Raw genomic sequence first — 23,313 nt, forward strand, 5'->3', positions numbered from 1 at the left:
GTCCTGTCCCGGCCGACCCGTCAAGCCCCTCACCGGCGCCTCCCGGTGAGGGGCCGTCCCCTGTCCCCTCCCCGGTCTCCCGGCCGTGCCGAAATGTCCACTCTGGGGTGTAATCGTACGGATGATCAGACCCCGGAGACCGGAGTCCGCCGATGCCGCAACCCGTCCTCACCCCGCTCACCACCGCCGCGATCTTCCTCGTCCTCACCGTCGACCCCGGCGGTGAGCCCGCCGTCCGTTCCCTGCTGCCCGACCTGGCGGGCCTGCGCCGCGCGGTCGGCTTCCGCGCCCCCGACGCCGGACTGGCCTGTGTCACCGGAATCGGCTCGGACGCCTGGGACCGGCTCTTCGAGGGCCCCCGTCCGGCCGAGCTGCACCCCTTCCGGGAGGTCGCCGGCGCCCGCCACCGGGCTCCGGCCACCCCCGGCGACCTGCTGTTCCACCTGCGCGCCGCCCGGATGGACCTCTGCTTCGAGCTCGCCGGCCAGCTCACCGGCCGGCTCCGCGGCGCCGCCACCGTGGTCGACGCCGTGCACGGCTTCCGCTACTTCGACGACCGCGACCTGCTCGGCTTCGTCGACGGCACCGAGAACCCCGAGGGCCGGGCGGCGGCCGAGGCCGTCCTGATCGGCGCCGAGGACCCGGAGTTCGCCGGCGGCAGCTACGTGATCGTCCAGAAGTACCTGCACGACCTGGAGGCTTGGAACCGCCTCCCCGTCGAGGCGCAGGAACGCGCCGTCGGCCGCACCAAGCTCACCGACATCGAGCTCGCCGACGACGTCAAGCCCGCCGACTCGCACGTCGCGCTGACCGGTGTCACCGGCCCGGACGGCGAGGAGCGGCAGATCATGCGGTTCAACATGGCGTTCGGCTCCTTCACCGGGGGCGGGGAGTTCGGGACGTACTTCATCGGCTACTCGCGCACGCCGGCGGTGACCGAGGAGATGCTGGAGAACATGTTCGTCGGCCGCCCGCCCGGCGCCCACGACCGCCTGCTCGACTTCTCGACCGCGGTCACCGGCACCCTGTTCCACGTCCCGACCGCCGACTTCCTGGACGACCCGCCGCCCGCGCCGGCCACCGCCTCCGCCCGCGTCCCCGCCGCCGTTCCCTCCTCCGCCCCCGCCCCCGCCCCCGCCTCCGCCGACGGCTCCCTCGCCATCGGCAGCCTGAAAGGCACCCCCGCGCCATGAACAACCTGCACCGCGAACTCGCCCCCGTCTCCGCCGCGGCCTGGGCGGAGATCGAGGAGGAGGCCCGGCAGACCTTCACGCTCCACCTCGCCGGACGCCGCGTCGTCGACCTGGGCGGCCCCGACGGCCCCGCCCTCGCGGCCGTCGGCACCGGCCACCTCACCGCCATCGACCCGCCCGGCCCGGGCGTCGAGGCCCACGCCCGCGAGGTGCGGCCGCTGGTCGAGCTCCGGGTGCCCTTCCCGGTCGACCGCTCCGCCGTGGACGACGTCGAACGCGGCTCCCGGGACTCCGACTGGCAGCCCGTCAAGGACGCCGCCCGCACCCTCGCCCTCATCGAGGACCGCGCCGTCTTCGACGGCTACCCCGCCGCCGCCATCGAGGGCATCCGCGCCGCCGCCACCAACCCCGCCGTCCCCCTCCCCGCCGACGTCCGCGAGTACCCCGAGGCCGTCAGCCGCGCCCTCACCACCCTCCGGCTGGCCGGCGTCGGCGGCCCGTACGCCCTCCTGCTCGGCGCCGACGCCTACACCGCCGTCAACGAGACCTCCGACCACGGCTACCCCGTCGCCAGCCACATCGCCCGCCTCCTGGACGGTGAAATCATCTGGGCCCCCGCCCTCGAAGGGGCCCTCCTCCTTTCCACCCGCGGCGGCGACTTCGAGCTCCACCTCGGCCAGGACGTCAGCGTCGGCTACCTCTCCCACACCCCCGACACCGTCAACCTCTACCTGACCGAGACCTTCACCGCCCGCATCCTCACCCCCGAAGCCGCCGTCCCGCTCACCGCCCCCTGACCGCGACCGGACAGCGGAGCGCTCCCGCCCGCCCGGCCCGCCGCGGCGGCCCCGGAGGCCAGGAAGGGTACTGAGTTCCTTTACGAGGGGTACTGAGTGCCGTATTCTCTTCGGAGAGCCTCGGAGGCTGTCGAAGAGTGCCGACGGGCCGGATGCGGTCAAAGGCCGATCTGGCACTCAGTACCCTCGGCGTGGACGAGGCCGTGGACCAGTGCATCCGACCAGTGCACCCGTACCAGGAGAACCGCTCATGAGCTTGAGGATCGTTGTCTGTGTGAAGTACGTGCCGGACGCGACGGGTGACCGTCGTTTCTCGGACGATCACACCACCGACCGGGAGGGCGTGGACGGCCTTCTGTCGGAGCTGGACGAGTACGGCGTGGAGCAGGCGCTGCGGATCGCGGAGGCCAACGAGGGCTCCGAGGTGACGGTGCTGACGGTGGGGCCGGACGACGCGAAGGACGCGTTGCGCAAGGCGCTGTCGATGGGTGCGGACAAGGCCGTGCACGTGAACGACGAGGACATCCACGGGTCGGATGTGATCGGGACGTCGGCGGTGCTGGCGAAGGCGCTGGAGCGGACCGGGTTCGACCTGGTGATCGGTGGGATGGCGTCGACGGACGGTTCGACGGGCGTGCTGCCGGCGCTGCTGGCGGAGCGGCTGGGGGTGCCGCAGGTGACGCTGCTGTCGGAGGTGTCGGTCGAGGGCGGCGTGGTGCGGGGCCGTCGGGACGGTGACGCGGCGACGGAGCTGGTGGAGGCGGCGCTGCCGGCGGTGGTGTCGGTGACGGACCAGTCGGGTGAGGCGCGCTACCCGTCGTTCAAGGGGATCATGGCGGCGAAGAAGAAGCCGGTGGAGTCCCTGGACCTGGACGACCTGGGCATCGGGGCCGGCGAGGTCGGTCTGGCGGGTGCGTGGACGGCGGTGGAGTCGGTGGCGGCGCGTCCGGCGCGGACCGCGGGCACGGTCGTCAAGGACGAGGGCGAGGGCGGCAAGGCGCTCGCCGGCTTCCTCGCCGGCCAGAAGTTCATCTGATCATCCCCCCGCGCACAGCCCACAGCCCACAGCCCACAGCCCCCAGCCCCACGAATCACGGAGACATCGAGCAATGGCTGAGATCCTCGTCCTGGTCGACCACGCCGACGGCGCGGTCCGCAAGCCGGCCCTGGAGCTGCTGACCCTGGCCCGCCGCATCGGCGAGCCCTCCGCCGTCGTCCTCGGCGCCGGTGACAAGGCCGCCGAGCTGGCGGCCAAGGCCGCCGAGTACGGCGCCGCGAAGGTGTACGTCGCGGACGGCGCCGAGTTCGCCGACCAGCTGGTCGTCCCGAAGGTGGACGCCCTGGCCCAGATCGCCGAGGCGGTGGAGCCGGCCGCGGTGCTGGTCACCTCCTCCGGCGAGGGCAAGGAGGTCGCCGCCCGCGTCGCCCTGCGGATCGGCTCCGGCATCATCACCGACGCCGTCGACCTGCGCGCCGGCGACCAGGGCCCGGTGGCCACCCAGTCCGTCTTCGCGGCCTCCTTCACTGTCGACTCCCGGGTCAGCAACGGCGCGCCGGTGATCACCGTCAAGCCGAACGCCGTCGCCCCGGAGGCCGCCCCGGCCGCCGGCGCGGTGGAGGACGTCACCGTGGCGTTCACCGGCAACGCGGCCAAGGTCGTCTCGCGCACCCCGCGGGTCTCCACCGGCCGTCCGGAGCTGACCGAGGCCGCGATCGTGGTCTCCGGCGGCCGCGGCGTCGGTGCCGCCGAGGGCTTCGGCGTGGTGGAGGAGCTGGCCGACGCGCTGGGCGCGGCCGTCGGCGCCTCGCGCGCCGCCGTCGACGCCGGCTGGTACCCGCACAGCAGCCAGGTCGGCCAGACCGGCAAGCAGGTCTCCCCGCAGCTGTACATCGCCAACGGCATCTCCGGCGCCATCCAGCACCGGGCCGGCATGCAGACCTCGAAGACCATCGTGGCCGTCAACAAGGACCCCGAGGCCCCGATCTTCGAGCTCGCGGACTACGGCGTCGTCGGCGACCTCTTCGAGGTCCTGCCGCAGCTCACCACCGAGGTGAAGGCCCGCAAGGCCTGATCCGTCCGGACGCCGGGAGGGCGTGGCACCGAGTACCCCGGGTACTCGGTGCCACGCCCTTTCCGCGCTTCTCCCGCTGCTTCTCCCGCTACTCCGCGAAGGCCGCCAGGTGCTGGGTGAACCCGCCCTGGGCCGGCGGCAGCGGCCGCGGCTCGGCGGGCGCCGTCCGCTCCGGCTCCTCCGGCGACAGCACCGTGAGCTCCGGCTGCTCGGACCCGGCCGCCGCGCTGAGCCGCACCCGGGTGCCCACCGGCACCGTGGAGCGCAGGCCGTTGACGATGCACCAGACGTCGAACCCCTCGGCCATCCGGATCAGCGACTTCTGCCGGGCCAGCGGCGTCCGGGCCTGCTCGACGGCGCAGCGCCGCACCACACCGGTGCCCTCGCTGCGCTCCAGCCGCAGGTCGGTGGAGCCGCAGGTGGGGCAGAGCAGCCGCTGGAAGGTCGGGTTGTGGCACCAGGCGCAGCGCTGGAAGTACAGCGGGGCGCTCTCGGTGCGGACGTCGATGGCTGCGTGGACCACGGTGTCTTCTCCCTGCGCTCGTAGGTTCCGCCGGAAAAAGGATAGGGAACTCAGTACCACCCTGTGAAGGCACTGAGTTCCCTTTTTGTCGCGCGCGTGCATAATGAAGGGTACTGAGTGCCGTCTTGAACGTCGTGAAACAGGAGTGGCCGACCATGAGCCAGGACTTCGATCTCTTCCGGGTCTCCGAGGAGCACGGGATGCTCCGTGAGGCGGTGCGTTCGCTGGCGGAGGCGAAGATCGCTCCGTTCGCGGCGGAGGTGGACGAGCAGGGCCGGTTCCCGCGGGAGGCGCTGGAGGCGTTGCAGGCGAATGATCTGCACGCGGTGCACGTGCCGGAGGAGTTCGGGGGTGCGGGGGCGGACGCGCTGGCGACGGTGATCGTGATCGAGGAGGTGGCGCGGGTGTGCGCCTCGTCGTCGCTGATCCCGGCGGTGAACAAGCTGGGTTCGCTGCCGGTGCAGCTGTCGGGTTCGGAGGAGTTGAAGGCTCGGTACCTGGGGGCGCTGGCGCGGGGCGAGGGGATGTTCTCGTACTGCCTGTCGGAGCCGGAGGCGGGGTCGGACGCGGCGGGGATGAAGACCCGGGCGGTGCGCGACGGGGACTCGTGGGTGCTGAACGGGGTGAAGCGGTGGATCACCAACGCGGGTGTGTCGGAGTTCTACACGGTGATGGCGGTGACGGATCCGGAGAAGCGCTCGAAGGGGATCTCGGCGTTCGTGGTGGAGAAGGGCGACGCGGGGGTGTCGTTCGGTGCGCCGGAGCGGAAGCTGGGGATCAAGGGATCGCCGACGCGTGAGGTGTACTTCGACGATGTGCGGATTCCGGCGGACCGGATGATCGGTGCGGAGGGGACGGGGTTCGCGACGGCGATGCGGACGTTGGACCACACGCGGGTGACGATCGCGGCGCAGGCGCTGGGGATCGCGCAGGGGGCGTTGGACTATGCGAAGGGGTATGTGCGGGAGCGGCGGCAGTTCGGGAAGCCGGTCGGTGACTTCCAGGGTGTGCAGTTCATGCTGGCGGACATGGCGATGAAGCTGGAGGCGGCGCGTCAGCTGACGTACGCGGCGGCGGCGAGGTCGCAGCGGGGGGACGGGGATCTGACGTTCTTCGGTGCGGCGGCGAAGTGTTTCGCGTCGGACGCGGCGATGGAGATCACGACGGACGCGGTGCAGTTGCTGGGCGGGTACGGGTACACGAGGGACTACCCGGTGGAGCGGATGATGCGGGACGCGAAGATCACGCAGATCTACGAGGGCACCAACCAGATCCAGCGCATCGTGATGGCCCGCAACCTGCCGTAGTCCGCCGCCGCCCCGGGCACCCGGTCCGGCCGTCCGCGGCCCGGTCCGGGTGTTCGAGGCCGATGCTATGTTCCGGGAATGAGCGAGAAGGAAGAACAGGACCAGCCCATGAACGACGGGCACCCGAAGCCCGCGATGCGCGAGGCCCTGGTTGCCGCCGCCTTCGAGCTCTTCCTGGAACGCGGCTTCGAGCAGACCACGATCGACGACATCGTCTCGCTCGCCGGAGTCGGCCGGCGCTCCTTCTTCCGCTACTTCCCGGCCAAGGAGGACGTGGTCTTCCCCGACCACGAGCGCGGCCTCGCCGACATGACGGAGTTCCTCGAATCCGGCACCGGCGAGGAGGACCCGGTCCGGCACGCCGGCGACGCCGCCCGGCTCGTCCTGCGGATGTACGCCGAGCAGCCGTCCTTCTCCGTCCAGCGCTACCGGCTCACCCGCAAGGTCCCCGGCCTGCGCGCGTACGAGCTGTCCGTGGTCTGGCGCTACGAGCACACCCTCGCGCACTACCTGCGCGGGCGCTTCGCCGGGCGCCCGGACGGGCCGCTGCGGGCCGACGTGGTCGCCGCCGCCGTGGTCGCGGCGCACAACCACGCCCTGCGCACCTGGCTGCGGTCGGGCGGCGAGAGCGACTGGATGGCCGAGGTGGACCGGGCGATGGCCTTCGTCACCGACACCTGGGGCGAGCGCCCCGGCGGCGGGGGCGGCGCGGCCGAGGACGCCGGGCCGGGGGAGCAGGACGACGTCGTGGTGCTGGTCGCCAGCCGCCGGGCGCCGCTGTGGCGGATGGTGCAGGGCATCGAGAGCGCTCTCGGGGACTCCCGGCAGATCCGCCAGGACTGACCCGCCGCCACGGGCCCGCAGGCGTCGCGCCGCCACACGCCCTGCCCGCACTCACCCCGAAGGCGCAATCGGGGCGTGGCCCACCGGCGGTGACGTGCGGGCCCCCCGGGCGCGGGCGAGACTCGGTCGCAGGACGCGGCCGGAGCGGGACCGGCGCGGGAACGCGACGGAGGCGGACGATGCCCGAGCCGAGCGCTGGTCCGAGCGGCAGCGACGACCCGACGCCGACGACCGGGCCCGCCCCGACGGCCGGGCCCGCCCCGGCGACCGGCGCCGGCCCCGTGGGGGGAGCGGCCCCCGAGCAGGCGCCCGCCCCCGGCCTGCGCCAGGTCCTGCTGACCAAGGGCTACCTGGGCCTGCTGCTCGTCTCGGCCCTGGTCGGCGTCCCGGTCTCGCTGGCCGCCTTCTGGTTCGTCGGCCTGGAGCACGAACTCCAGCACTGGGTCTGGGAGAGCCTGCCCGACGCCCTCGGCCACGACCGCGCGCCCTGGTGGTGGCCGCTGCCCGCGCTGCTGCTGGCCGGCCTGCTGGTGGCCCCGGTCGTCACCCGGCTGCCCGGCCGCGGCGGCCACGTCCCGGTGGACGGCATGGGCGGTCCGCCGACCCCGCCGAAGGCCGTGCCCGGGGTCGTCCTCGCCGCCCTCGCCGGCCTGCCGCTCGGCGTGGTGCTCGGCCCGGAGGCCCCGCTGATGGCGATGGGCGGCGGGCTGGCGCTGCTCGCCGTCCGCCCGGCCCGCCGGACGGCCCGGCCGCAGCTGGTGCCGGTGCTCGGTGCGGCGGGTTCGACGGCGGCGATCTCCACCATCTTCGGCAGCCCGCTGGTGGCCGCCGTGCTGATGATCGAGGCGGCCGGCCTCGGCGGGCCGCAGCTCCTGCTGCTGATCATGCCGTGCCTGCTGGCCAGCGGCGTCGGCGCGCTGGTCTTCACGGGCTTCGGCCACTGGACGGGGCTGTCCATCGGCGCGCTCTCGCTGCCCTCGGTGCCGCACAGCGGGGTCCCGGACGCGGGCGACTTCCTGTGGGGCCTGCCGGTCGCCGCGGCCGTCACCGCGGTCTGCGTGGCGGGGCAGACGCTGGGCCGTCGGGTCAAGGCGTTCACCACCGGCGCCCCCGGGCGCGCCGCGCCGCCCCCGACCGCGCGGCGGACGGCGGTGCGCACCGTGCTGTGTGCCGTCGCGGTCGGCGCCTGCATCGCCGCGTACGCGCTGCTGACCGGCCGTTCGCCGCAGGAGGCGGCGCTCTCCGGCCAGGCGACCCTGGGGACGCTCGCCGCGGACCCGGCGGCCTGGTCGGTGTTCGCGCTGCTGATGCTGACGCTCTGCAAGGCGGCGGCCTGGGGCGTCGCGTTGGGCAGTCTGCGTGGTGGACCGATCTTCCCGGCGGTGCTGATCGGGGCCGCCCTCGGGCTGGCCTGCGCCCCGCTGCCGGGCCTCGGCACCGCCTCGGGCCTGGCCGTCGGCCTCGCCGCGTCCGCCACGGCGGTCACCCGGCTGCCGGTCACCAGCACGGTGCTGGCGACGGTCCTGCTCGGGACCGAGGCGTCCAACCTGCTGCCGTTGCTGCTGGTCACCGCGGTGACGGCGTTCGTCGTCGGGGAGCTGGTGCGCGGTCTCGGCGACCGGCGCGCCTCCCGCCGGTCCGCCCCGGCGGCCCCGCCCCGCTGAGCCCGACGACCGTCCCGCCCCGTTGAACCGGGCCGCGGCCGCTCCGCGTTCCCCCAGCAGCGGGAGCAGGGCGTTTGCCCGCGGTGACATGGTCTGGTCGAATGGGCGCCGCGGCGCCCGGGGGGCGGTGTTCGTTGCGGAGCGAACTGAGCGCACGTCAACTAGACGGCCCTGGTGGCGGGCTGCGGAGGGACGTTTCATCCGATGATATGATCACGGCGCTTGCCGGGGGGATCGGGCGGGTGTGAGACGGAATGTTCACAGGACAGTCCGGGCGGTGACCCCGGTGCGGACGTCCGCCGGTCCACCCCGCTTTGACGGTAACTCAGCAGCTGGCCTCCACTCTCCCGAAGAGAGTCCTATGACGCATTCCCTGCAGAATCCCATTCTCTGGGCTCTTCTCGTTGTCCTCCTCGGCGCAATCGCCGTCATTGTCCTCCAGCGCCGGGCATCAGCCTCGGCGCGTGAGGAGGCCGAGGGGCTCAGAGCCCACTACGCCGCCTTGGAGAGCGACTTCTCGCAATCCGTCGAGGCGGCTCACGTGCGTGCCGACGAGGAGACCAAAACGGTCCTCAAGTCCGCCATGCGAACCCTTCAGGGTCTCGCCGCCGAACAGCAGCTGGTCGTTTCCCGGCTGCAGACCAAGTACGGCGACTCGGTCATCCTGGAGGACCTCCTGGAGATCGACCACACGAACTCGCAGTTCGGGCGGCGTGCCCAGTCGATCGCGGTGCTGTGCGACGGCTGGCTCGGCCGGCAGCGCGAGGTGGCGTCGATCTACGACGTGGTCCGCAGCGCACAGGGCCGCATCCGGCATTTCCGGCGGGTGGAGATTCTCTCCCAGGTCAATTACGGAATCACCAGCCGGGCCGTCGAACCGGTGGCGCTGGCGCTCGCTGAACTTCTCGACAATGCTACCAGCTATTCCAGCCCCGACACGATGGTGGAAATCAATATCCGCGCCGTGCCGAAGGGTATTTGCATCGTCGTGGACGACGCCGGTATCGGCATGAACGACGAGGAGCGCACCCGGGCGGAAAAGCTGCTGTCGAGCGAGCGGGTCTCCGGCGTCTCCGCGCTCGGAAATCCGCCGCAGTTCGGTTTCGCGGTGGCCGGCGTGCTCAGCGAGCGCTTCGGCTTCGAGGCCTCGGTGGATTCCTCCTCGCCCTACGGCGGTGTGCGCGCGGTGCTCCTCCTGCCGCACGAACTCCTCACCGCCATGCCGGAGCAGAAGCCGGCCCCGGCCGGCCCCGTCGGCGCCGAGGCGTTCCGCAACCCGTTCGAGGCCGCCCCGGTGGCGGCCGAGACCGGGGCCGACGGCCTGCCGAAGCGGCGCCGCAAGCGGCCGATGTCCGTCGTACCGGCCGAGCCGGTCCCGGTCGGGGCCCAGGCTCCCGGCGTCCCGGACTTCGGCGCCCAGGGGCTCGGTGCCCAGGGCTTCGGCACGCCGGCCCCCGGCGCTCCGGCCCAGGCGACACCGGTCCGCTCCGGCGCGGAGACGGCGGCGATCATGGGCGCCTTCCAGCGAGGCACCCAGTCCGGCCGGGCGACGAATCCGGACGCCGCCGAAACGACGAGCGGTACAACCGCTGCCAGCAGTGAAGGACATGAGTACCCGTGAACAACGATCTGTCATGGATGCTTGACAGCGCCCTGGAGATCCCCGGCGCCCTGCACGCGGTCCTGATATCCGCCGACGGCCTGCTGATGGCCCGGACGAAGGAGATCGGCAAGGACGACGCGGACCGGGTCGCCGCCGGGATGAGCGGGGTGCAGTCGCTGAGCCGTTCGCTGGCCTTCTTCTGCAACGGCTCCCAGCAGCAGTGGCGGCAGACCCTGGTGGAGTTCGACGGCGGCTGGGTCTTCCTCATCTCGGCCGGCCAGGGTGCCTACCTCGGCGTCTCGGCCTCCCCGGACGTCGACATGGCGGACATCACCTTCCGGATGCAGCAGCTCGTCGGCCAGCTCGGCAAGGCGCTCATGGCGCCCCCGCGCGAGAACCTCGGCGCGCGCCCATGACCACCCCCGGTGAGCAGGCGCAGGACGCCGCCCCGCCCCTGGTGAGACCGTACGTCATCACCAAGGGGCGGGGGCTGCCCGACGACGAGCAGCTCTCCCTGGTCACCCTGGTCACGGCGGCGGGCGACGAACAGCAGCGTCCGACCCGCCGGCTCTCCCCGGAGGAGCAGGGCCTGCTCGAGTTATGTGCCGCGGGCTACCTCACGGTGGCCGAGATCGCCGGACACACCCGGCTGCCCCTGGGCGTGGTGAGGATCCTCCTCTCCGCCCTCAGCGAGGGCGGCTACCTTCTCGTCCGCCCGCCCGTCGCGCGGGCGGCCCAGGTGGACACGCGAATCCTCCAGGAGGTGCTGAATGGACTTGAGGCCAAGTTTGGATGAGCGGGCCTACGTTCGCGACGGTGCCCATCAGACCGCCGTGAAGATCCTGGTCGTCGGGCATTTCGCGGTGGGCAAGACCACCTTCATCGGCTCGATCTCCGAGATCACCCCGCTCTCCACCGAGGAGACCATGACGCGGGCCGGAGAGGCGGTCGACGACCTCAAGGGGGTCAGGAGCAAGACCACCACGACGGTCGCCATGGACTTCGGCCGCCTGACCCTGAGCGACCGCGTCGTGCTGTACCTGTTCGGCACCCCCGGGCAGTTGCGCTTCGTGCAGATGTGGGAGGACATGGCACGCGGCGCGCTCGGCGCACTGGTGCTGGTCGACCCCGACCGGCTGGCGGACTCCTTCGCCGTGATCGACTTGATCGAGCAGTACGGGCTCGACTACGCGATCGCCGTCAACCGCTTCGACGGCACGCCGGTCTACCAGGAGGCCGCCCTGCGGGAGGCGTTGGACCTGTTGGACGACACCCCCGTGGTCACCTGCGACGCCCGCGACGAGAAGTCCTCCGCCGAAGCATTGATCAGACTGGTCCGTCACTTGCTGGACCGTGTCCACTAGGAGCAGACATGGACGCTGAGTCCACCACCCTCGTGCCCCCGCCGGGGTGCCCCGCCCACGGCACCGGCGAGCGGATACCCCTCTACGGGTCGCAGTTCGCCGCCGACCCGCAGGCCTACTACGCCTACATGCGCCACTTCGGCGCGACCACCCCGGTCGAACTCGCCCCGGGCGTCGAGGCCACCCTCGTCACCGACTACACCGCCGCGCTGCAGCTGCTGCAGGACCCGGCCTCGTTCCGCAAGGACTCCCGCCGCTGGCGGGACCTCAACGAGGGCCGGGTCCCCGCCGACAGCCCGGTCCTGCCGCTGCTGGCCTACCGGCCCAACTGCATGTTCAGCGACGGGGTCGAGCACCTGCGGCTGCGCCAGGCCGTCACCGACAGCCTCGCCCGGGTCGACACCCGCCGGCTCACCCAGCGGATCGGGCAGATCTCCGACTACCTCATCGCCCAGTTCAGCTCCCGCGGCTCGGCCGACCTGGTCGGCGAGTACGCCAAGCAGCTGCCGCTGTTCGTCTTCAACGAGCTCTTCGGCTGCCCGGCCGACATCGGCGACCGGGTGATGTTCGGGATCTCCGGCATGTTCGACGGCGTCAACGCCGCCCGGGCGGCCGACGTCCTGCTGCAGGCCGCAGCGGACCTGGTGATCCTCAAGCGGAGCAGGCCCGGTGACGACGTCACCTCGTGGCTGATGCAGCACGAGGCGGCCCTGGACAACGAGGAGATGGTCCACCAGCTGGCCATCCTCCTGGGCGCGGGCGCCGAGCCGCTGCGCAACCTCATCGGCAACACCCTGCACCGGCTGCTCACCCAGGACCAGTACGCCCACAAGGGCGGGCTGATCGCCGAGGCGCTGGACGACACGCTGTGGGGCAACCCGCCGCTGACCAACTACGCGCCGCACTACGCCGCGGCCGACATGGAGTTCGCCGGGACGAAGCTGGAGGCCGGCGAGCTGGTGCTGGTCAGCATCGCGGCCGCCAACACGGGCGGGGCCGGCAGCAACCGGGCCCACCTGGCCTGGAGCGCGGGCCCGCACGCCTGCCCCTCCAAGGAGCCCGCCCGGCACATCACCGTGACGGCCATCGAGAACCTGTTCAACCGGCTTCCCGACGTCGAACTCGCGGTGCCGGCGGACAGCCTGACCTGGCGTCCTGGACCGTTCAGCCGGGCGCTCTCCGCGCTGCCCACCCGGTTCACCCCGGTCCAGGAGGCACCCCGGCCCGCCGCCGCGGCCCGGCCCGCCGCAACCGCCCGGGAGGAGCACGCCGGGGCGCCCCGCAAGGAGCGCGGCTTGTGGAGCTCCTTCCTGAGCTGGCTGGCGAAGTGACCGGCGACCCGGAAAGACGGGGCGTCGCGACGCTCGGGGAGTTCACCGCGGGTCAGCTGCGGCGACTGTGCGAGGTCGCGGGCCTCGGACCGGAGGACGCGCGGACCTACGCGGACGTCCTCACCGGGGCGCTGGGACCGGAGGCCGGACGGCGGCTCGACCTGCCGCCGTCCGGCCGGACCTTCCTGTCCGACGACCACACACCGGTGGAGTACTCGCTCGCCTTCCGGCCGGACGGCCCGCCGGACCTGCGGGTGCTGCTGGAACCCGGTTGCGGTGCCGGCACCCTGGAGGAGAACGGCCGCGCCGGTCTGGAGGCCGTGCACGCCATGTCCCGGCGCTGGGGGTTCGCCACCGCCTGCCTGGACAAGCTGGAGGAACTGCTCCTGCCGCCCTCTCCGGAGGGCCCGCTGGCCCTGTGGTGCGCGCTGGAACTGCTCCCCGGCGGCGTCCCCAGGGTCAAGGTGTACCTGAACCCGGCCGCCCGGGGCGCCTCCCGGGCCGGTGCGACCCTGCGCGAGGCACTGGAGCGGATCGGCCACCACTGGGCGTTCGAGGGCCTGCCCGAGGGGGACGGCTACCCCTTCCTCGCCCTGGACCTCGGCGGCTGGGAGCTGCCCCGGGTCAAGGTCTACGTCCGCCACTCCGGCCTGCCGGCCGCCGCGGTCGGCGAGCTGTCCCGGATGCCCGACGGCCCGCCGGCGGCCGTGCTCCGGGAGTTCGCCGCCGCGGCGGCCGGGACCGGGAACGCGGACGCCCGGTTCTCCGGCCTGCCCGTGCTGTCCTGCCACGCCTTCACCGACCCCGCGGACGACCTGCCGAGCGGCTTCACCCTGCACGTCCCGGTGCGCGACTACGTCCGGCACGACGGCGAGGCCCTGGACCGGGCGGTCGCCCTGCTCTCCCGGCACGGCATGGACCCGGACCCGCTGGTGCGCGCGCTGTCCGCGATCACCGGGCGGCGGCCGCAGGACGGCGTCGGGCTGATCGCCTACCTGGCGCTCGCCCACCAGCGGGGCCGTCCGCCCAGGATCACCGCGTACCTCTCCGCGGAGGCCTACACCGTCCGGCCGCCGGCCGGTTGACCGCCGCGCGGGCAGGGGCCGGGGCGCCCTACGTGCGGAGGTCCCGCACGTAGGGCACCACGTCGATCTGGATCGAGGGGCCGAGCCCCTGCCCGTAGCGCGCGGTGATGCCGGCCAGGTAGTCGTCGATCTCCTTGCGCATGACGTCCTCGGCGGGAAGCGCCTCCTCGCCGCCGACGAGCCGCGCGACCCAGTCCGCCTGGGCCTCAAGGGCGCGGGTGATGGCCCCCACCGGGCGGATCAGGCCGACGAAGTACAGCCCGGGCCGCTCGGGCGCGGCGATCCGCCGGTACAGCTCCACCCGGCCGCTCGGGCCGATCGGGCAGTCGGCGGGCAGGTACGGGTAGGACATCCGGTAGCCGGTGCACCAGACGACCGCGTCGGCCTCCACCGCCGACCCGTCGGTGAACCGGACCAGGCTCCCGCGGAAGGACTCGATCTCCGGCTTCGGGGTCACCGTGCCGTGCCGGATCCGGCTGAGGATCTCGTCCGAGATCGTCACGGCGGAGGAGAAGATCGGGTGGTCGGGCTCGGGCAGGCCGTGGTCCGACAGCCGGCCCCGGGCGACCAGCAGGGCCTGCTCGATGTACTCGCGCTGCTCGGCCAGCGACATGCCCGTGAACCACGGCGACTCGGCTATCACGTCGCACGGTATGCCGTAGAGCTGCTTCGGGACGATGTGCAGCCCCCGGCGGACCGACAGCACGGTGCGCTCGGCGATCCGGGAGAGGTCCGTGGCGACGTCCACGGCGGAGGCGCCGAGGCCGACCACGACGACCCGCTGTCCGCGGAACTCGCCGCCGTCCAGGTAGTCGACGGCGTGCAGCATGCGGCCGGTGAACGACTCGGCGCCCTCCGGCGCGGGGTCCGGCAGCAGCGGTTGCGCGTTGGCCCCCGAGGCGACGACCACCCGCGCGAACCGCCGGGTGGTGGTGACCCCGTGCGCGTCGCGGCTGCCGACCAGCCAGGAACCGTCGAAGTCCGGACGGACGGACAGCACCTCGGTGCCGAACTCGATGCGCGGCGACAGGCCCGCCCACTCGGCGAAGGCCCGCAGGTAGCCGGCCATCTGGTCGTGCCGGGGATAGGTCGGGTAGGAGTCCGGCATCGGGAAGGCGGTGTAGCCGGTCAGCTCCTTGGCGGTGTTCAGGTGCAGGGAGCGGTAGCCCGGTCCGCGCTCACCGGCGGCGGGCTTGCGCCAGATCCCGCCGACCTCCGGAGCCCTCTCCAGGCAGACGAAGTCGATGCCCCGCACCGCGAGCGCGTGCGCGGCGGCCAGGCCCGACGGCCCCGCGCCGATGACGCAGACCCGCTCGGCTCCACGCACGTCAACGGCATACGACCCACCCGGGAAGTTCCCCACGGAACACCCGCCCTTCCCTCGACCGGCATGGACACCCCCGTTGGCACCGCCCCTCGGCGGGGCGGCGCCGACAAAGTAAACCTCAGGTCACGGCGGTCGAACAGTGACCAAGGGCGTACAAATGGTGCGCCGACGGGAAACAGTCAGGGCAAAAGCGGACGGAAACGGGCGGAAGGGCAACACGAAAAGCGGGCCAGGATTTCTCCTGGCCCGCTCAGCGGTGTCCGAGGGGGGACTTGAACTCTCCTCTCGGGCGCCAGCGGGCCACCGCCCTGACCTGCGAAAACGTGGGCGACACGCCGTCTGGCTTGACGCTCTGGCGTCCACGTGCGTACCCCCCGTTCCGGCCCGTTCCGGCCCGCTGTTGGTCATCCGTTGGTCACGCTACCGCATGGGGTTGGGCTCGGGCTGGGGGCGCGTGGCGGCGCGGACCCGCACCCCTGGTGCCCCGTCGCGCCGGGGCTAACTAAGTAACTAAGTTACTGGGCTCGGTGCCCGCCTGCTAAGGTTGATCCTGTTGAGGGGGTCGGGGGTTTGTCCTGTCATGACTGCCCCGGCTCCTTCCTATCCACTGTGGGGAGAAGTAGTGAGTCTGAGGCCCGTAGATGCTCCTGTGCTGGCGAACGAGGCGTACGCCGGCCTGGCGGGCAGGATCGTGCGGCACGTCGAGCCGATGACCGAGGCCGACAATGCCGGCATGCTGGCGAGCCTGTTCGCGGGCTTCTCCGCCATGATCGGCAAGGGACCGAAGGTCCGAGTCGGCCGGCGGGCGCAGAGCCTCGCCATCTGGTCGCTCATGATGGGTCCGACCGGTGAGGGGCGCAAGGGCACCGCAACCGACGAGATGGAGGAGTTCCTTAAGGCTGCGGAGCCCGAGTTCTTCGAGGGCAAGAACGTCTCCACCTCACTGAACACTGGCGAGGGCCTGATCTACTCGGTTCGGGATCACCGGCTCAAGAAGGTGAAGGACCCGGAGACTGGCGAGTGGGACGAGGAGTGGACCGGCGGCGTCGATGACAAGCGCCTCCTGGTGATCGCCACCGAGTATGTGAACGTGATGTCGAAGTCCGGGGGCGGCATCCTCGGCGGTGTCCTACGAGACGCGTGGGACGGCAAGAACCTGGTCATCAAGACCAAGGAGTCCGAGACGGCCAGTGGTGCTCACATCGTCGTCCTTGGGCATGTCACGCCGACCGAGTTCGATGCCAAGATGAAGCCGTCCGACTTGGCCGGTGGCTCGTACAACCGCTTTCTTCCGCTGTTCACCCACAAGGACAAGGATGTTCCGATTCCGCCGGACATCCCCGGGTGGGAAGAGGAGACTGACGCACTGGCCGAAGGGCTGCGCGCGGCGGTGGAGTCCGCCAAGAAGGTCACCGAGGTCACGATGACCGGCCCGGCACAGAAGCTCTACGTGGATCAGCTCTACGCCGATCTCTCCTACCGGGATGAGAAGGACCCGGTGATCAAGGAGTTCGTCCAGCGGCACATTCCATACCTCATGCGCCTGGCGGCCGTGTACGCGCTGCTCGACCAGCGCGACAAGATCGGAGTGAAGGACCTGAAGGCCGCGAAGGCGGTCCTCGACTACTCCTATGCCACGGTCGCCTACCTGCGACAGAACCGCGCAGTCCCGGTCAATCGGCAGTGGGAGAACGCGAAGGAGAACGTGAGGCTTCACCTCGAAGAGGCTGGCGAGGAGGGGCTGAAGCGGATGGACCTGATGAAGCTCACCCACTACAACTTCAGCGGCGAGCGCTTCGATGAGCTGATGGCCAGTGTCGGCGCTACCGAGACGAAGGTGGCCCGGGGTGGGAGGCCGACCAGGATCTACAGCCTGCCGGCCGCCCGCGTGGCGGAGTAACGAGAAGCGGCCCCCACCGGCCGGAAGGCTGGTGGGGGTTCTCTCATGTCCGGATCACTCGGGGAAGCGGATGCTGACACTGCCGGTGTCCAGGTCCACGCCGGTCACGATCGGTCGCGTGCCGGCGGTCTCCTCGGTCGCGGCCTGGCGGCCGGCCTCGGCCTCCGCAAGGGCCTGCTGGCGCAGTGCGGCGGCCTCGAACGGGCTCATCTGGTGGAGTGCGGCTTCGGTCTTCGCGTCCTCGATCCGCTGGGCCTTCACACCGCCCAGGACCAGGGCCGAGACGACACCCAGGATCGCTTCCTGCGGCAGGCCCGGGACGTACACCGCGAGCAGCGTCAGGAGTGCGCCGACGAAGCTCACGATCGAGGCCGGGTTGTCCTTCAGGTACTTCACTGGCTACCTCCCTTGGCGAGCTGGGCGACGATCTGTGCGGCGGCCCGCTCGTACTTGGCCGGCGCCTCCGGGCTGCCGGAGAGCTGGACGATGTGGGACACCTGGTAGAGCGGGACCTTCGTCAGGTAGTCCGGGCCGAACTTCCCCGGAGCCAGCTCCTTCATCGTGGTGAAGAACTTCCGGGCCGCGTAGTGCGGATCGGTGACCTGTGCCACGGTTCCCCAGCCCATCGAAGGCCGCTGCTGGAACAGTCCAAGGCTGTCCTGGTCCCCGTATCGGAGGTTCTTCAAGCCGCTCTCCTGGATGGCGGTAGCGACGCCGATCACGGCGGCTCGGTCACCGAGGCCGGCACCGAAGACGGCGTGCGCCTCCTGCCGGATGATGGCGGCGTTCTCTCGCATCTCAGGCGTGAAGTCCCAGCTCGACTGAGCGTGCGTCAGGGGCAGGGGCAGGAGTGAATCCGCAGTGGCCCCGCCACTGGGCTCGGGCTGCTTGCTCGGCGGCGTGGCGGGTGTCGGTCGCTGATCCACCGGGGGCTTCGGCTTGGCCGGAGGGTTGGGTGTCTTGCTCCGGACGGGCAGGAAGACGCGCTGACCCGGGAAGATCAGATCCGGGTCGGGGAAGCGGCCGGCGTTGGCCGCCAGGAGCGCGGGCAGCTCGATGTGGTGGGCCCGAGCGATGCCCGAGAGGGTGTCACCCTTCTTCACGGTGTAGATGCCGCTCTCGGTCGTGGTGGGGGGCGTGGCCGGCCGGGTGGGCGGCTTCGGGGTGGACGGCTTCGCCTGCGGCTTCTGGGCGTTCCCTGCGGGGATCGTGACCTTCTGGCCGGGCTCGATGAGGTCGGGGTTCGGGAAGCGTCCGGGGTTGGCCTTCAGGAGGGCCGCCAGGGTCACGCCGTGGGCCTTGGCGATGACACCGAGGGTGTCACCCCGCTTGACCGTGTAGGAGTCGCCAGAGGGCCGCTCGACGGGCTTCTCCGTCGGCTTGGGGGTCGGCTTCTCGGTTGGCTTCTCCGTGGGCTGCGGAGTCGGCTGCACGGGCTTCTGCGGGACGTTGATCACCTGGCCCTCGGTGATCTGGTCCGGGTTGCGGATCTCGGGGTTGGCGGCGAGCAGATCCGCGAGCGGCACGCCCAGGGCGGCGGCGATGCCGAGCAGGGTCATGCCGGCCGCGACCTTGAACTTCGTGCCCTGCCCGCCGTTGGGTGGGGTGGTCTGGCCCCCGCCGGTAGCCGAGTAGGCGGGGTGGCCGAAGCCGTGGATGCGGGTGGTGGAGGCCCAGTTGTTGTACCGCTTGCGGTAGACGCCATCACCGTTGGCTGACTGACCGGAGTTGGTGTTCCCGCCGATGGTCTCGATGTCCCGGCCATCGTTGAAGACGGCGATGACCAGCTCGACGTGTGAACCGCCATCGGTGCCGAAGAGGGCCTGGTCGCCGACCTTCGGCGTCCGGTCGAAGCGGCCCCGGCTCGTGAACCACTGTGTTGCGCTGGCGCATGCGGCAGTCCACGGGTAGTCGGCATCCGGGCGCATGCCGGCGTCCTTGAAGATGATCGACTGGAACGACTGGCACCAGGGGTAGCCGTAGCCGTCCGCCGGATAGCCGGGAATCCGGCCGAACCGCCGATTGAACACGGTGTCGTTGTTGGGGCCCTCGCGGTAGTCAACGTGCTTGAGGGCTTGGGTGATTACGTCATTCGGAGTCGGCATTGGCACCTCGGTTAATGGTGAACATCAGGATTTCGCGGCGGAGCATCTGGTTCTCGGCCCGCAGGGCACGCAACTCGTCTTTGATCTCCTGGAGTTGGGCCTTCAGGCGGTCTGACTGTTCCTTGAATGCGTCTCGCTCCTCGGCGAGAACGCGAACGGTCTCGGTCTGCGTGCGGGCCTTGTAGCTGACGTAACAGGCGGCGAAGAGGCCGCCGACGCCGAAGGCCGCGGTGGTCATCTCGGCGAAGTCGGTGAATCCCGTCACGGATCAACTCGCCGGAGTGGAAGGGGCGGTGACGGTGACCGAGGCGGCCAGCGGCCGGTACGGTGCCGAGCGCGCGAGGAGTCCGGACACCTCCGACTCGATGAGCCGGTGAACGTGTTCCCGGACCACATCGACGCTCTTGTCCGGGTTCCAGTACTCGGCCGTCGAGTAGCCGAGGTACTTCGCCACGGCCTTCACGTCGTCGGCGGTCAGGACGACGGAAAGGTCAAAAGTCTGTCCCTGCAATGGTTTTCCTTAGATGTACTGGAACGCTCCCGCATCGGTGGCGGCGTTCCATTCCTCGGGGGCAAGGGCGACGGCCCAGCGGGCGGACATGCGCTGATTGGCGGCGTCGCCGGTGGTGTTGCCCCACATGCGGATCTCGATCGGGGTCGCGGAGTTGGTGAGGTCGGTCTGCCAGCCCACGGGGCGGCCGTGAATCCACGACAGGCGAAGGCGCCTGGCGCCCAGTGCCTCGTTGGTGAAGTGGGAGGCCGAGCGGCCCGTCACGGGGTCGTAGAGCTGAAAGCCGGCCATCCATCCGGCGCCGAGCTTGGTGATGTCGAACTCGGCGACCAGGGCCCGGCTGGAGACGCCCCACATGTTGATGAAGCCCTGGCTGGTCGGGTTGGGCATCTGGCCGGCGGCCTGCGGGGCGTTGGCAACAACGAGCTGCTGCTGACGGGCCGCGCGCTGCGGGGTGCGTTCCAGGTTAGAGAGGCGGCGCTTCAGGGCCGCCAGTTCACCAGCCAGGCTGGGGGTCGTCAGTTCCGACATAGGTGAATACCTCCGCTGGACAGAGTTCGAGGGTTACGTCTTCGGCTCCCTCTCCGGCCTTGGCGGACATCTGCATGACCTTGTACTTGCCGGACAGGCCCGGCCAGTTGGGCGTCTTGGCACGGACCTCGACCAGTTCGCCGACACGGATGTCCGAGACGGAGGGGTACAGGCCGGGGATCAGCCGGACAGAGGGGATGGTGATCGGAGTCTGCCCCTGGGAAATGAGCTTCCGGGCATAACCGTTGATGGTGTCGATCTCCGTCACGTTGGCATGTGACTCGACCTGGTAGAGCCGGGGAATCCTCCGGTTCGGGTCCTCTTCCAGGTCGCGGTTGTACCACCAGTTGACGAGCTGATCGTGTCCCTCTCCAGCTCCCGTCACGGTGGCGGCCGTCGTCATCGCAGTGCCGTCTACCGAGATGTTGACGACATCGCAATTGGCTCGGTGCTCTAGCACGATGCCGGATTCCTGACCGAGGACGGGGACAAGGAAGTTGAAGTCATTGCGGATCTTCGTGCCTTCCCATCGGTGGTCAATCCGGAAGTCGAATCCCCCTGGAATGTTCGGAGTCGGGGAGAACGGATTGGATCGGATGGCGGCTAGCTGCTCTACGGCCTCGCCGACCGAGCGCCACTCATAGCGCCAGTAGGTTCGATCCCGCAGGACGCCCGATCGGGCATTCATGTCGAAGGTCAGTGCGCCAACGCCGTTGCCGTACGGGGCTCCGAGGTCCCACCAGCGCTGATCGGGCTGCTGGCCGTCGAGCCGCGCGCCCTGGCCGTCCGCGAAGCGCATCAGCAGCTCGCGGGCGATCACCAGCTCATCACGTTTCGTGGCCAGGTAATGCCAGTTGATGACCCGGCGGCGGTAGTAGGACCACAATCCCTCACAGGAGAGCTGGAGTTCTTCCTTCTCCATGTCCACGCGGTAGGTGATGAGCGGACCACCCCAAAGGATCTGCCGGCCGCGCTGCACGAAGATCAGCGTCCGCCACGGCGACAGGGCCGAGAAGGGCAGGCCGACCAGGGGAGTGCCGGCCAGGGGAAGAGTGAAGGTGGCCGATCCCGGGGCGTTGAGGATCGTGGTGAACTGAAGCTCGGAGACGGGGAGTTCCGCCCAGATGACGCCTGAGCGGAACTCGGCCATCAGTACCCGGTACTGGTCGCTCACGTCATGCTGCCCGGTGTGACGACGGCCTCGGCGTAGCTCGTCCAGGCGGCCGTGAACTTCGCGTTGTAGGCCGCCGTGTTGTCCGACTGGATGCCGCTGTAGACGGCCAGGGGAGTGCCGGCGGGCACGCGAATGGAGGCGCACCCCCGGGCGTCGCGGCCCTCGTTCGCCCGGCAGTACTGCGGCCGTCCGGCCCGGCGGCGCTCACCGTGGCCCCAGACGACGGGGGTGTACCAGCCTTCGCCGAAGTAACCGTTGTAGGTGCATTCGAAGGTGACGGTGATGATTCGCGGGTATGCGGCGGCGGGAGCCGTGTAGTGGTGCCAGCCTTCATTGCCCCACGCGCCTTCCGGGGACTGGTAGGTCGCATCCATGCGGAAGGCCCTCGGGAATGCCTCGGCGACATCGCCGGAGGTCTCCTTGCGGTACCACAGGCCCGAATCGGTGTGGTAGACGAGCTGGCCCGGGAAGAGGCCGCCGGCCAGGGCGCTCGGGGCCTGCCCGGGAGCCGTCTTGGCCGGGTACATGCACGTGGTGTCACTCTGCCCGTAGAGGCCGCGAGCGTCCTGGACGGAGGCGGCACCGAGGGTCGAAGCGGTGCCGGCCTTCACGGTGACGTGGGCCAGGACGATGCAGGACTCGGGTATCCGCTTCTGCACGTCGGCGAGCTTTTCGCCGACCGTGCCGGAGACCACCTTGATGCCCCACAGGGCCACCCACGACCCGGGGTCGTAGTCGGCGGCCGGGCTCTCCGAGGCGAGGGTGATGGTCGTGGAGTCGTCGGCGTTGGGGTGGACCTGGGCAACGATGATGTCGATCCGGTCGCCGCCACTGCTGGAGCCGGTGAGGTTGAACGAGATGTCGTTGAGCAGCCGGACCCGGGCCATGGACTTCGGGTTCTCCCGGTGCTCGACCCATACCGGCACCCAGGCGTCACCCGCGTACACCCGGACTCGGGCGTTGGCGTCGGCGACGGCTTCAACCTTCAGGGCCTTGGGATTGTCCTCCCAGATGACGCCCTTCTGCCGGCCGCGAAGGTCGGCGAAGGCGCGCCGGAAATCGCTGGCGTCGTACTCGCCCTGTGTCACCAGGGCAGGCGGGCGGAAATTCACGCTTGCCAAGAAAGTCTTCCTAGATCCAGGCCGAGCGCCACAGCGCATCGGCAGTCATATCCTTTTGCACGCCCGACCCGGACAGCTCTACTCGGTTGGCTCCCGGACTGAGGGGAAACCACTGCGAGGTATAGTCGAGCGCGCCGTACCGCGATGCGCCGTTGTAGAGGACCGTGCGGCGGCGACTGTCCAGTTCGAGGACTTCGCCGACTCCGAGATAGAGATTCAGGATCAACCGCTGTTGCGTCAGCGTGTTGTGCAGAATCGGATTTCCCATCGGGCCGACCATACGAAAGACGGGCCAGGTGTCCGCAGTACCCTCGTTGATCAGCGCCATCCGGTCGGAATAGCTCGCATCCTTCGTCCGCAGGTTGAACGGGAACCGCAGCGGGAAAGCGCGGACGCCGGGCCGGTCCCGGGGCGGTGTAACCAGGCCCGTCACCTGCTCGTCGGAGTAGATGAAGGGGTCCGCACAGTAGAACTCGACCATCAGCTTCGCCAGCCCCTTGTGATAGAGGTTGTCCGCCTTGATCGAACGCTTCCGGACCTTCCCGTAAACCCTCACGGTCTGCCCGCCGGCCACCCCGGGAAAGGAGAATCGCAAAGGCTTCTGAAGACCGGGCTTGAGGGCCCGCAACAGGCTGTCCAGCGTTCTGCCGTCGTCCAGGACGTTGGCCGTGACCGTGATGGTCCGCGCACCGTAGTAGTCATCACCGGGAATCATCCCGTCGCGCTGCATCAGCCCGACATCGGAGACCCGCATATCGGGGGCGTCGTGGAGGCCGTCCACTTCTTCCAGGTAGATGGGGGAGGGCCCTCCGAAGAGGGCCCCATTGAACTCCATCGTGAATGGCTCAAGAGCCGTCACGGA

The 23,313-nt window shown here is 70.6% G+C and carries 24 protein-coding genes; 14 read left to right on the top strand and 10 right to left on the bottom strand.

Annotated elements, in window-relative coordinates; translation table 11 throughout:
- The first annotated feature begins 152 nt into the window (after positions 1-152).
- The 4 genes from ACFC0B_RS19590 (at position 153) to ACFC0B_RS19605 (ending at position 4,062) form a co-directional block, all read left to right on the top strand.
- Positions 153-1,193 carry a Dyp-type peroxidase gene (locus tag ACFC0B_RS19590; RefSeq protein WP_376087080.1) on the top strand — a complete coding sequence of 347 codons (1,041 nt, stop codon included), beginning with the start codon at positions 153-155 and terminating at the stop codon, positions 1,191-1,193.
- Positions 1,190-1,990 carry a family 1 encapsulin nanocompartment shell protein gene (locus ACFC0B_RS19595; RefSeq protein WP_376087081.1) on the top strand — a complete coding sequence of 267 codons (801 nt, stop codon included), beginning with the start codon at positions 1,190-1,192 and terminating at the stop codon, positions 1,988-1,990. The genes ACFC0B_RS19590 and ACFC0B_RS19595 overlap by 4 nt, the downstream gene beginning before the upstream one ends.
- A 250-nt stretch (positions 1,991-2,240) precedes the next feature.
- Entirely contained in the window at positions 2,241-3,026 is a 786-nt protein-coding gene (locus ACFC0B_RS19600; RefSeq protein ID WP_376087082.1) for an electron transfer flavoprotein subunit beta/FixA family protein, read from the top strand.
- 73 nt (positions 3,027-3,099) lie between these two features.
- Positions 3,100-4,062 (top strand): electron transfer flavoprotein subunit alpha/FixB family protein, encoded by a 963-nt coding sequence (locus tag ACFC0B_RS19605; RefSeq protein ID WP_376087083.1) that lies wholly within the window; start codon positions 3,100-3,102, stop codon positions 4,060-4,062.
- Between the two features lie 88 nt (positions 4,063-4,150).
- Here the strand turns inward: ACFC0B_RS19605 and ACFC0B_RS19610 are convergent, their stop codons facing one another.
- Positions 4,151-4,585 carry a hypothetical protein gene (locus ACFC0B_RS19610; protein WP_376087084.1) on the bottom strand — a complete coding sequence of 145 codons (435 nt, stop codon included), beginning with the start codon at positions 4,583-4,585 and terminating at the stop codon, positions 4,151-4,153.
- A gap of 155 nt (positions 4,586-4,740) precedes the next feature.
- Between ACFC0B_RS19610 and ACFC0B_RS19615 the strand changes: the two genes are divergently transcribed.
- The 9 genes from ACFC0B_RS19615 (at position 4,741) to ACFC0B_RS19655 (ending at position 13,782) form a co-directional block, all read left to right on the top strand.
- Positions 4,741-5,892, top strand: coding sequence for an acyl-CoA dehydrogenase family protein (locus ACFC0B_RS19615; RefSeq protein WP_376087085.1), 1,152 nt, complete (start codon positions 4,741-4,743; stop codon positions 5,890-5,892).
- A 78-nt stretch (positions 5,893-5,970) separates the two neighbouring features.
- Positions 5,971-6,735, top strand: a complete 765-nt coding sequence (locus ACFC0B_RS19620) for a TetR family transcriptional regulator (RefSeq protein ID WP_376087086.1) — start codon at positions 5,971-5,973, stop codon at positions 6,733-6,735.
- Positions 6,736-6,914: 179 nt separating this feature from the next.
- Positions 6,915-8,399, top strand: coding sequence for a chloride channel protein (locus ACFC0B_RS19625; protein ID WP_376087087.1), 1,485 nt, complete (start codon positions 6,915-6,917; stop codon positions 8,397-8,399).
- 361 nt (positions 8,400-8,760) lie between these two features.
- A complete protein-coding gene (locus ACFC0B_RS19630; protein WP_376087088.1) occupies positions 8,761-10,020 on the top strand; it encodes an ATP-binding protein in 1,260 nt (419 codons plus the stop codon).
- A complete protein-coding gene (locus tag ACFC0B_RS19635; RefSeq protein ID WP_376087089.1) occupies positions 10,017-10,418 on the top strand; it encodes a roadblock/LC7 domain-containing protein in 402 nt (133 codons plus the stop codon). The genes ACFC0B_RS19630 and ACFC0B_RS19635 overlap by 4 nt, the downstream gene beginning before the upstream one ends.
- Positions 10,415-10,798 (top strand): DUF742 domain-containing protein, encoded by a 384-nt coding sequence (locus ACFC0B_RS19640; protein WP_376087090.1) that lies wholly within the window; start codon positions 10,415-10,417, stop codon positions 10,796-10,798. Before ACFC0B_RS19635 ends, ACFC0B_RS19640 begins: the two co-directional genes overlap by 4 nt.
- A complete protein-coding gene (locus ACFC0B_RS19645; RefSeq protein ID WP_376087091.1) occupies positions 10,773-11,366 on the top strand; it encodes an ATP/GTP-binding protein in 594 nt (197 codons plus the stop codon). Before ACFC0B_RS19640 ends, ACFC0B_RS19645 begins: the two co-directional genes overlap by 26 nt.
- A gap of 8 nt (positions 11,367-11,374) precedes the next feature.
- On the top strand, positions 11,375-12,697 hold the full coding sequence (locus ACFC0B_RS19650) for a cytochrome P450 (protein WP_376087092.1): 1,323 nt from the start codon (positions 11,375-11,377) through the stop codon (positions 12,695-12,697).
- Complete coding sequence (locus ACFC0B_RS19655) at positions 12,664-13,782, top strand: tryptophan dimethylallyltransferase family protein (RefSeq protein WP_376087093.1); 1,119 nt, start codon at positions 12,664-12,666, stop codon at positions 13,780-13,782. Before ACFC0B_RS19650 ends, ACFC0B_RS19655 begins: the two co-directional genes overlap by 34 nt.
- Positions 13,783-13,810: 28 nt before the next feature.
- Here the strand turns inward: ACFC0B_RS19655 and ACFC0B_RS19660 are convergent, their stop codons facing one another.
- Positions 13,811-15,109 carry a flavin-containing monooxygenase gene (locus tag ACFC0B_RS19660; protein WP_376087095.1) on the bottom strand — a complete coding sequence of 433 codons (1,299 nt, stop codon included), beginning with the start codon at positions 15,107-15,109 and terminating at the stop codon, positions 13,811-13,813.
- 649 nt (positions 15,110-15,758) lie between these two features.
- Here ACFC0B_RS19660 and ACFC0B_RS19665 point away from each other — a divergent pair.
- Positions 15,759-17,009: a DUF3987 domain-containing protein gene (locus ACFC0B_RS19665; RefSeq protein ID WP_376087097.1), complete on the top strand. Its 1,251-nt coding sequence runs from the start codon at positions 15,759-15,761 to the stop codon at positions 17,007-17,009.
- Between the two features lie 54 nt (positions 17,010-17,063).
- Here the strand turns inward: ACFC0B_RS19665 and ACFC0B_RS19670 are convergent, their stop codons facing one another.
- Genes ACFC0B_RS19670 through ACFC0B_RS19705 form a run of 8 tightly spaced genes read right to left on the bottom strand, consistent with a single transcriptional unit; the run spans position 17,064 to position 23,310 of the window.
- Positions 17,064-17,405 (bottom strand): hypothetical protein, encoded by a 342-nt coding sequence (locus tag ACFC0B_RS19670; RefSeq protein WP_376087099.1) that lies wholly within the window; start codon positions 17,403-17,405, stop codon positions 17,064-17,066.
- A complete protein-coding gene (locus tag ACFC0B_RS19675; protein WP_376087101.1) occupies positions 17,402-19,114 on the bottom strand; it encodes a LysM peptidoglycan-binding domain-containing protein in 1,713 nt (570 codons plus the stop codon). The genes ACFC0B_RS19670 and ACFC0B_RS19675 overlap by 4 nt, the downstream gene beginning before the upstream one ends.
- Positions 19,098-19,379 (bottom strand): hypothetical protein, encoded by a 282-nt coding sequence (locus ACFC0B_RS19680; RefSeq protein ID WP_376087103.1) that lies wholly within the window; start codon positions 19,377-19,379, stop codon positions 19,098-19,100. Before ACFC0B_RS19680 ends, ACFC0B_RS19675 begins: the two co-directional genes overlap by 17 nt.
- A gap of 3 nt (positions 19,380-19,382) precedes the next feature.
- Positions 19,383-19,625, bottom strand: a complete 243-nt coding sequence (locus tag ACFC0B_RS19685) for a hypothetical protein (protein WP_376087105.1) — start codon at positions 19,623-19,625, stop codon at positions 19,383-19,385.
- 9 nt (positions 19,626-19,634) lie between these two features.
- On the bottom strand, positions 19,635-20,156 hold the full coding sequence (locus tag ACFC0B_RS19690; RefSeq protein ID WP_376087107.1) for a hypothetical protein: 522 nt from the start codon (positions 20,154-20,156) through the stop codon (positions 19,635-19,637).
- Complete coding sequence (locus ACFC0B_RS19695; RefSeq protein ID WP_376087109.1) at positions 20,122-21,330, bottom strand: hypothetical protein; 1,209 nt, start codon at positions 21,328-21,330, stop codon at positions 20,122-20,124. The genes ACFC0B_RS19690 and ACFC0B_RS19695 overlap by 35 nt, the downstream gene beginning before the upstream one ends.
- A complete protein-coding gene (locus ACFC0B_RS19700; protein WP_376087111.1) occupies positions 21,327-22,451 on the bottom strand; it encodes a hypothetical protein in 1,125 nt (374 codons plus the stop codon). The genes ACFC0B_RS19695 and ACFC0B_RS19700 overlap by 4 nt, the downstream gene beginning before the upstream one ends.
- Before the next feature lie 10 nt (positions 22,452-22,461).
- Positions 22,462-23,310 (bottom strand): hypothetical protein, encoded by an 849-nt coding sequence (locus tag ACFC0B_RS19705; protein ID WP_376087113.1) that lies wholly within the window; start codon positions 23,308-23,310, stop codon positions 22,462-22,464.
- Positions 23,311-23,313 lie beyond the last annotated feature (3 nt).

This window comes from Kitasatospora sp. NPDC056184 (assembly GCF_042268405.1).
Lineage (GTDB): Bacteria > Actinomycetota > Actinomycetes > Streptomycetales > Streptomycetaceae > Kitasatospora.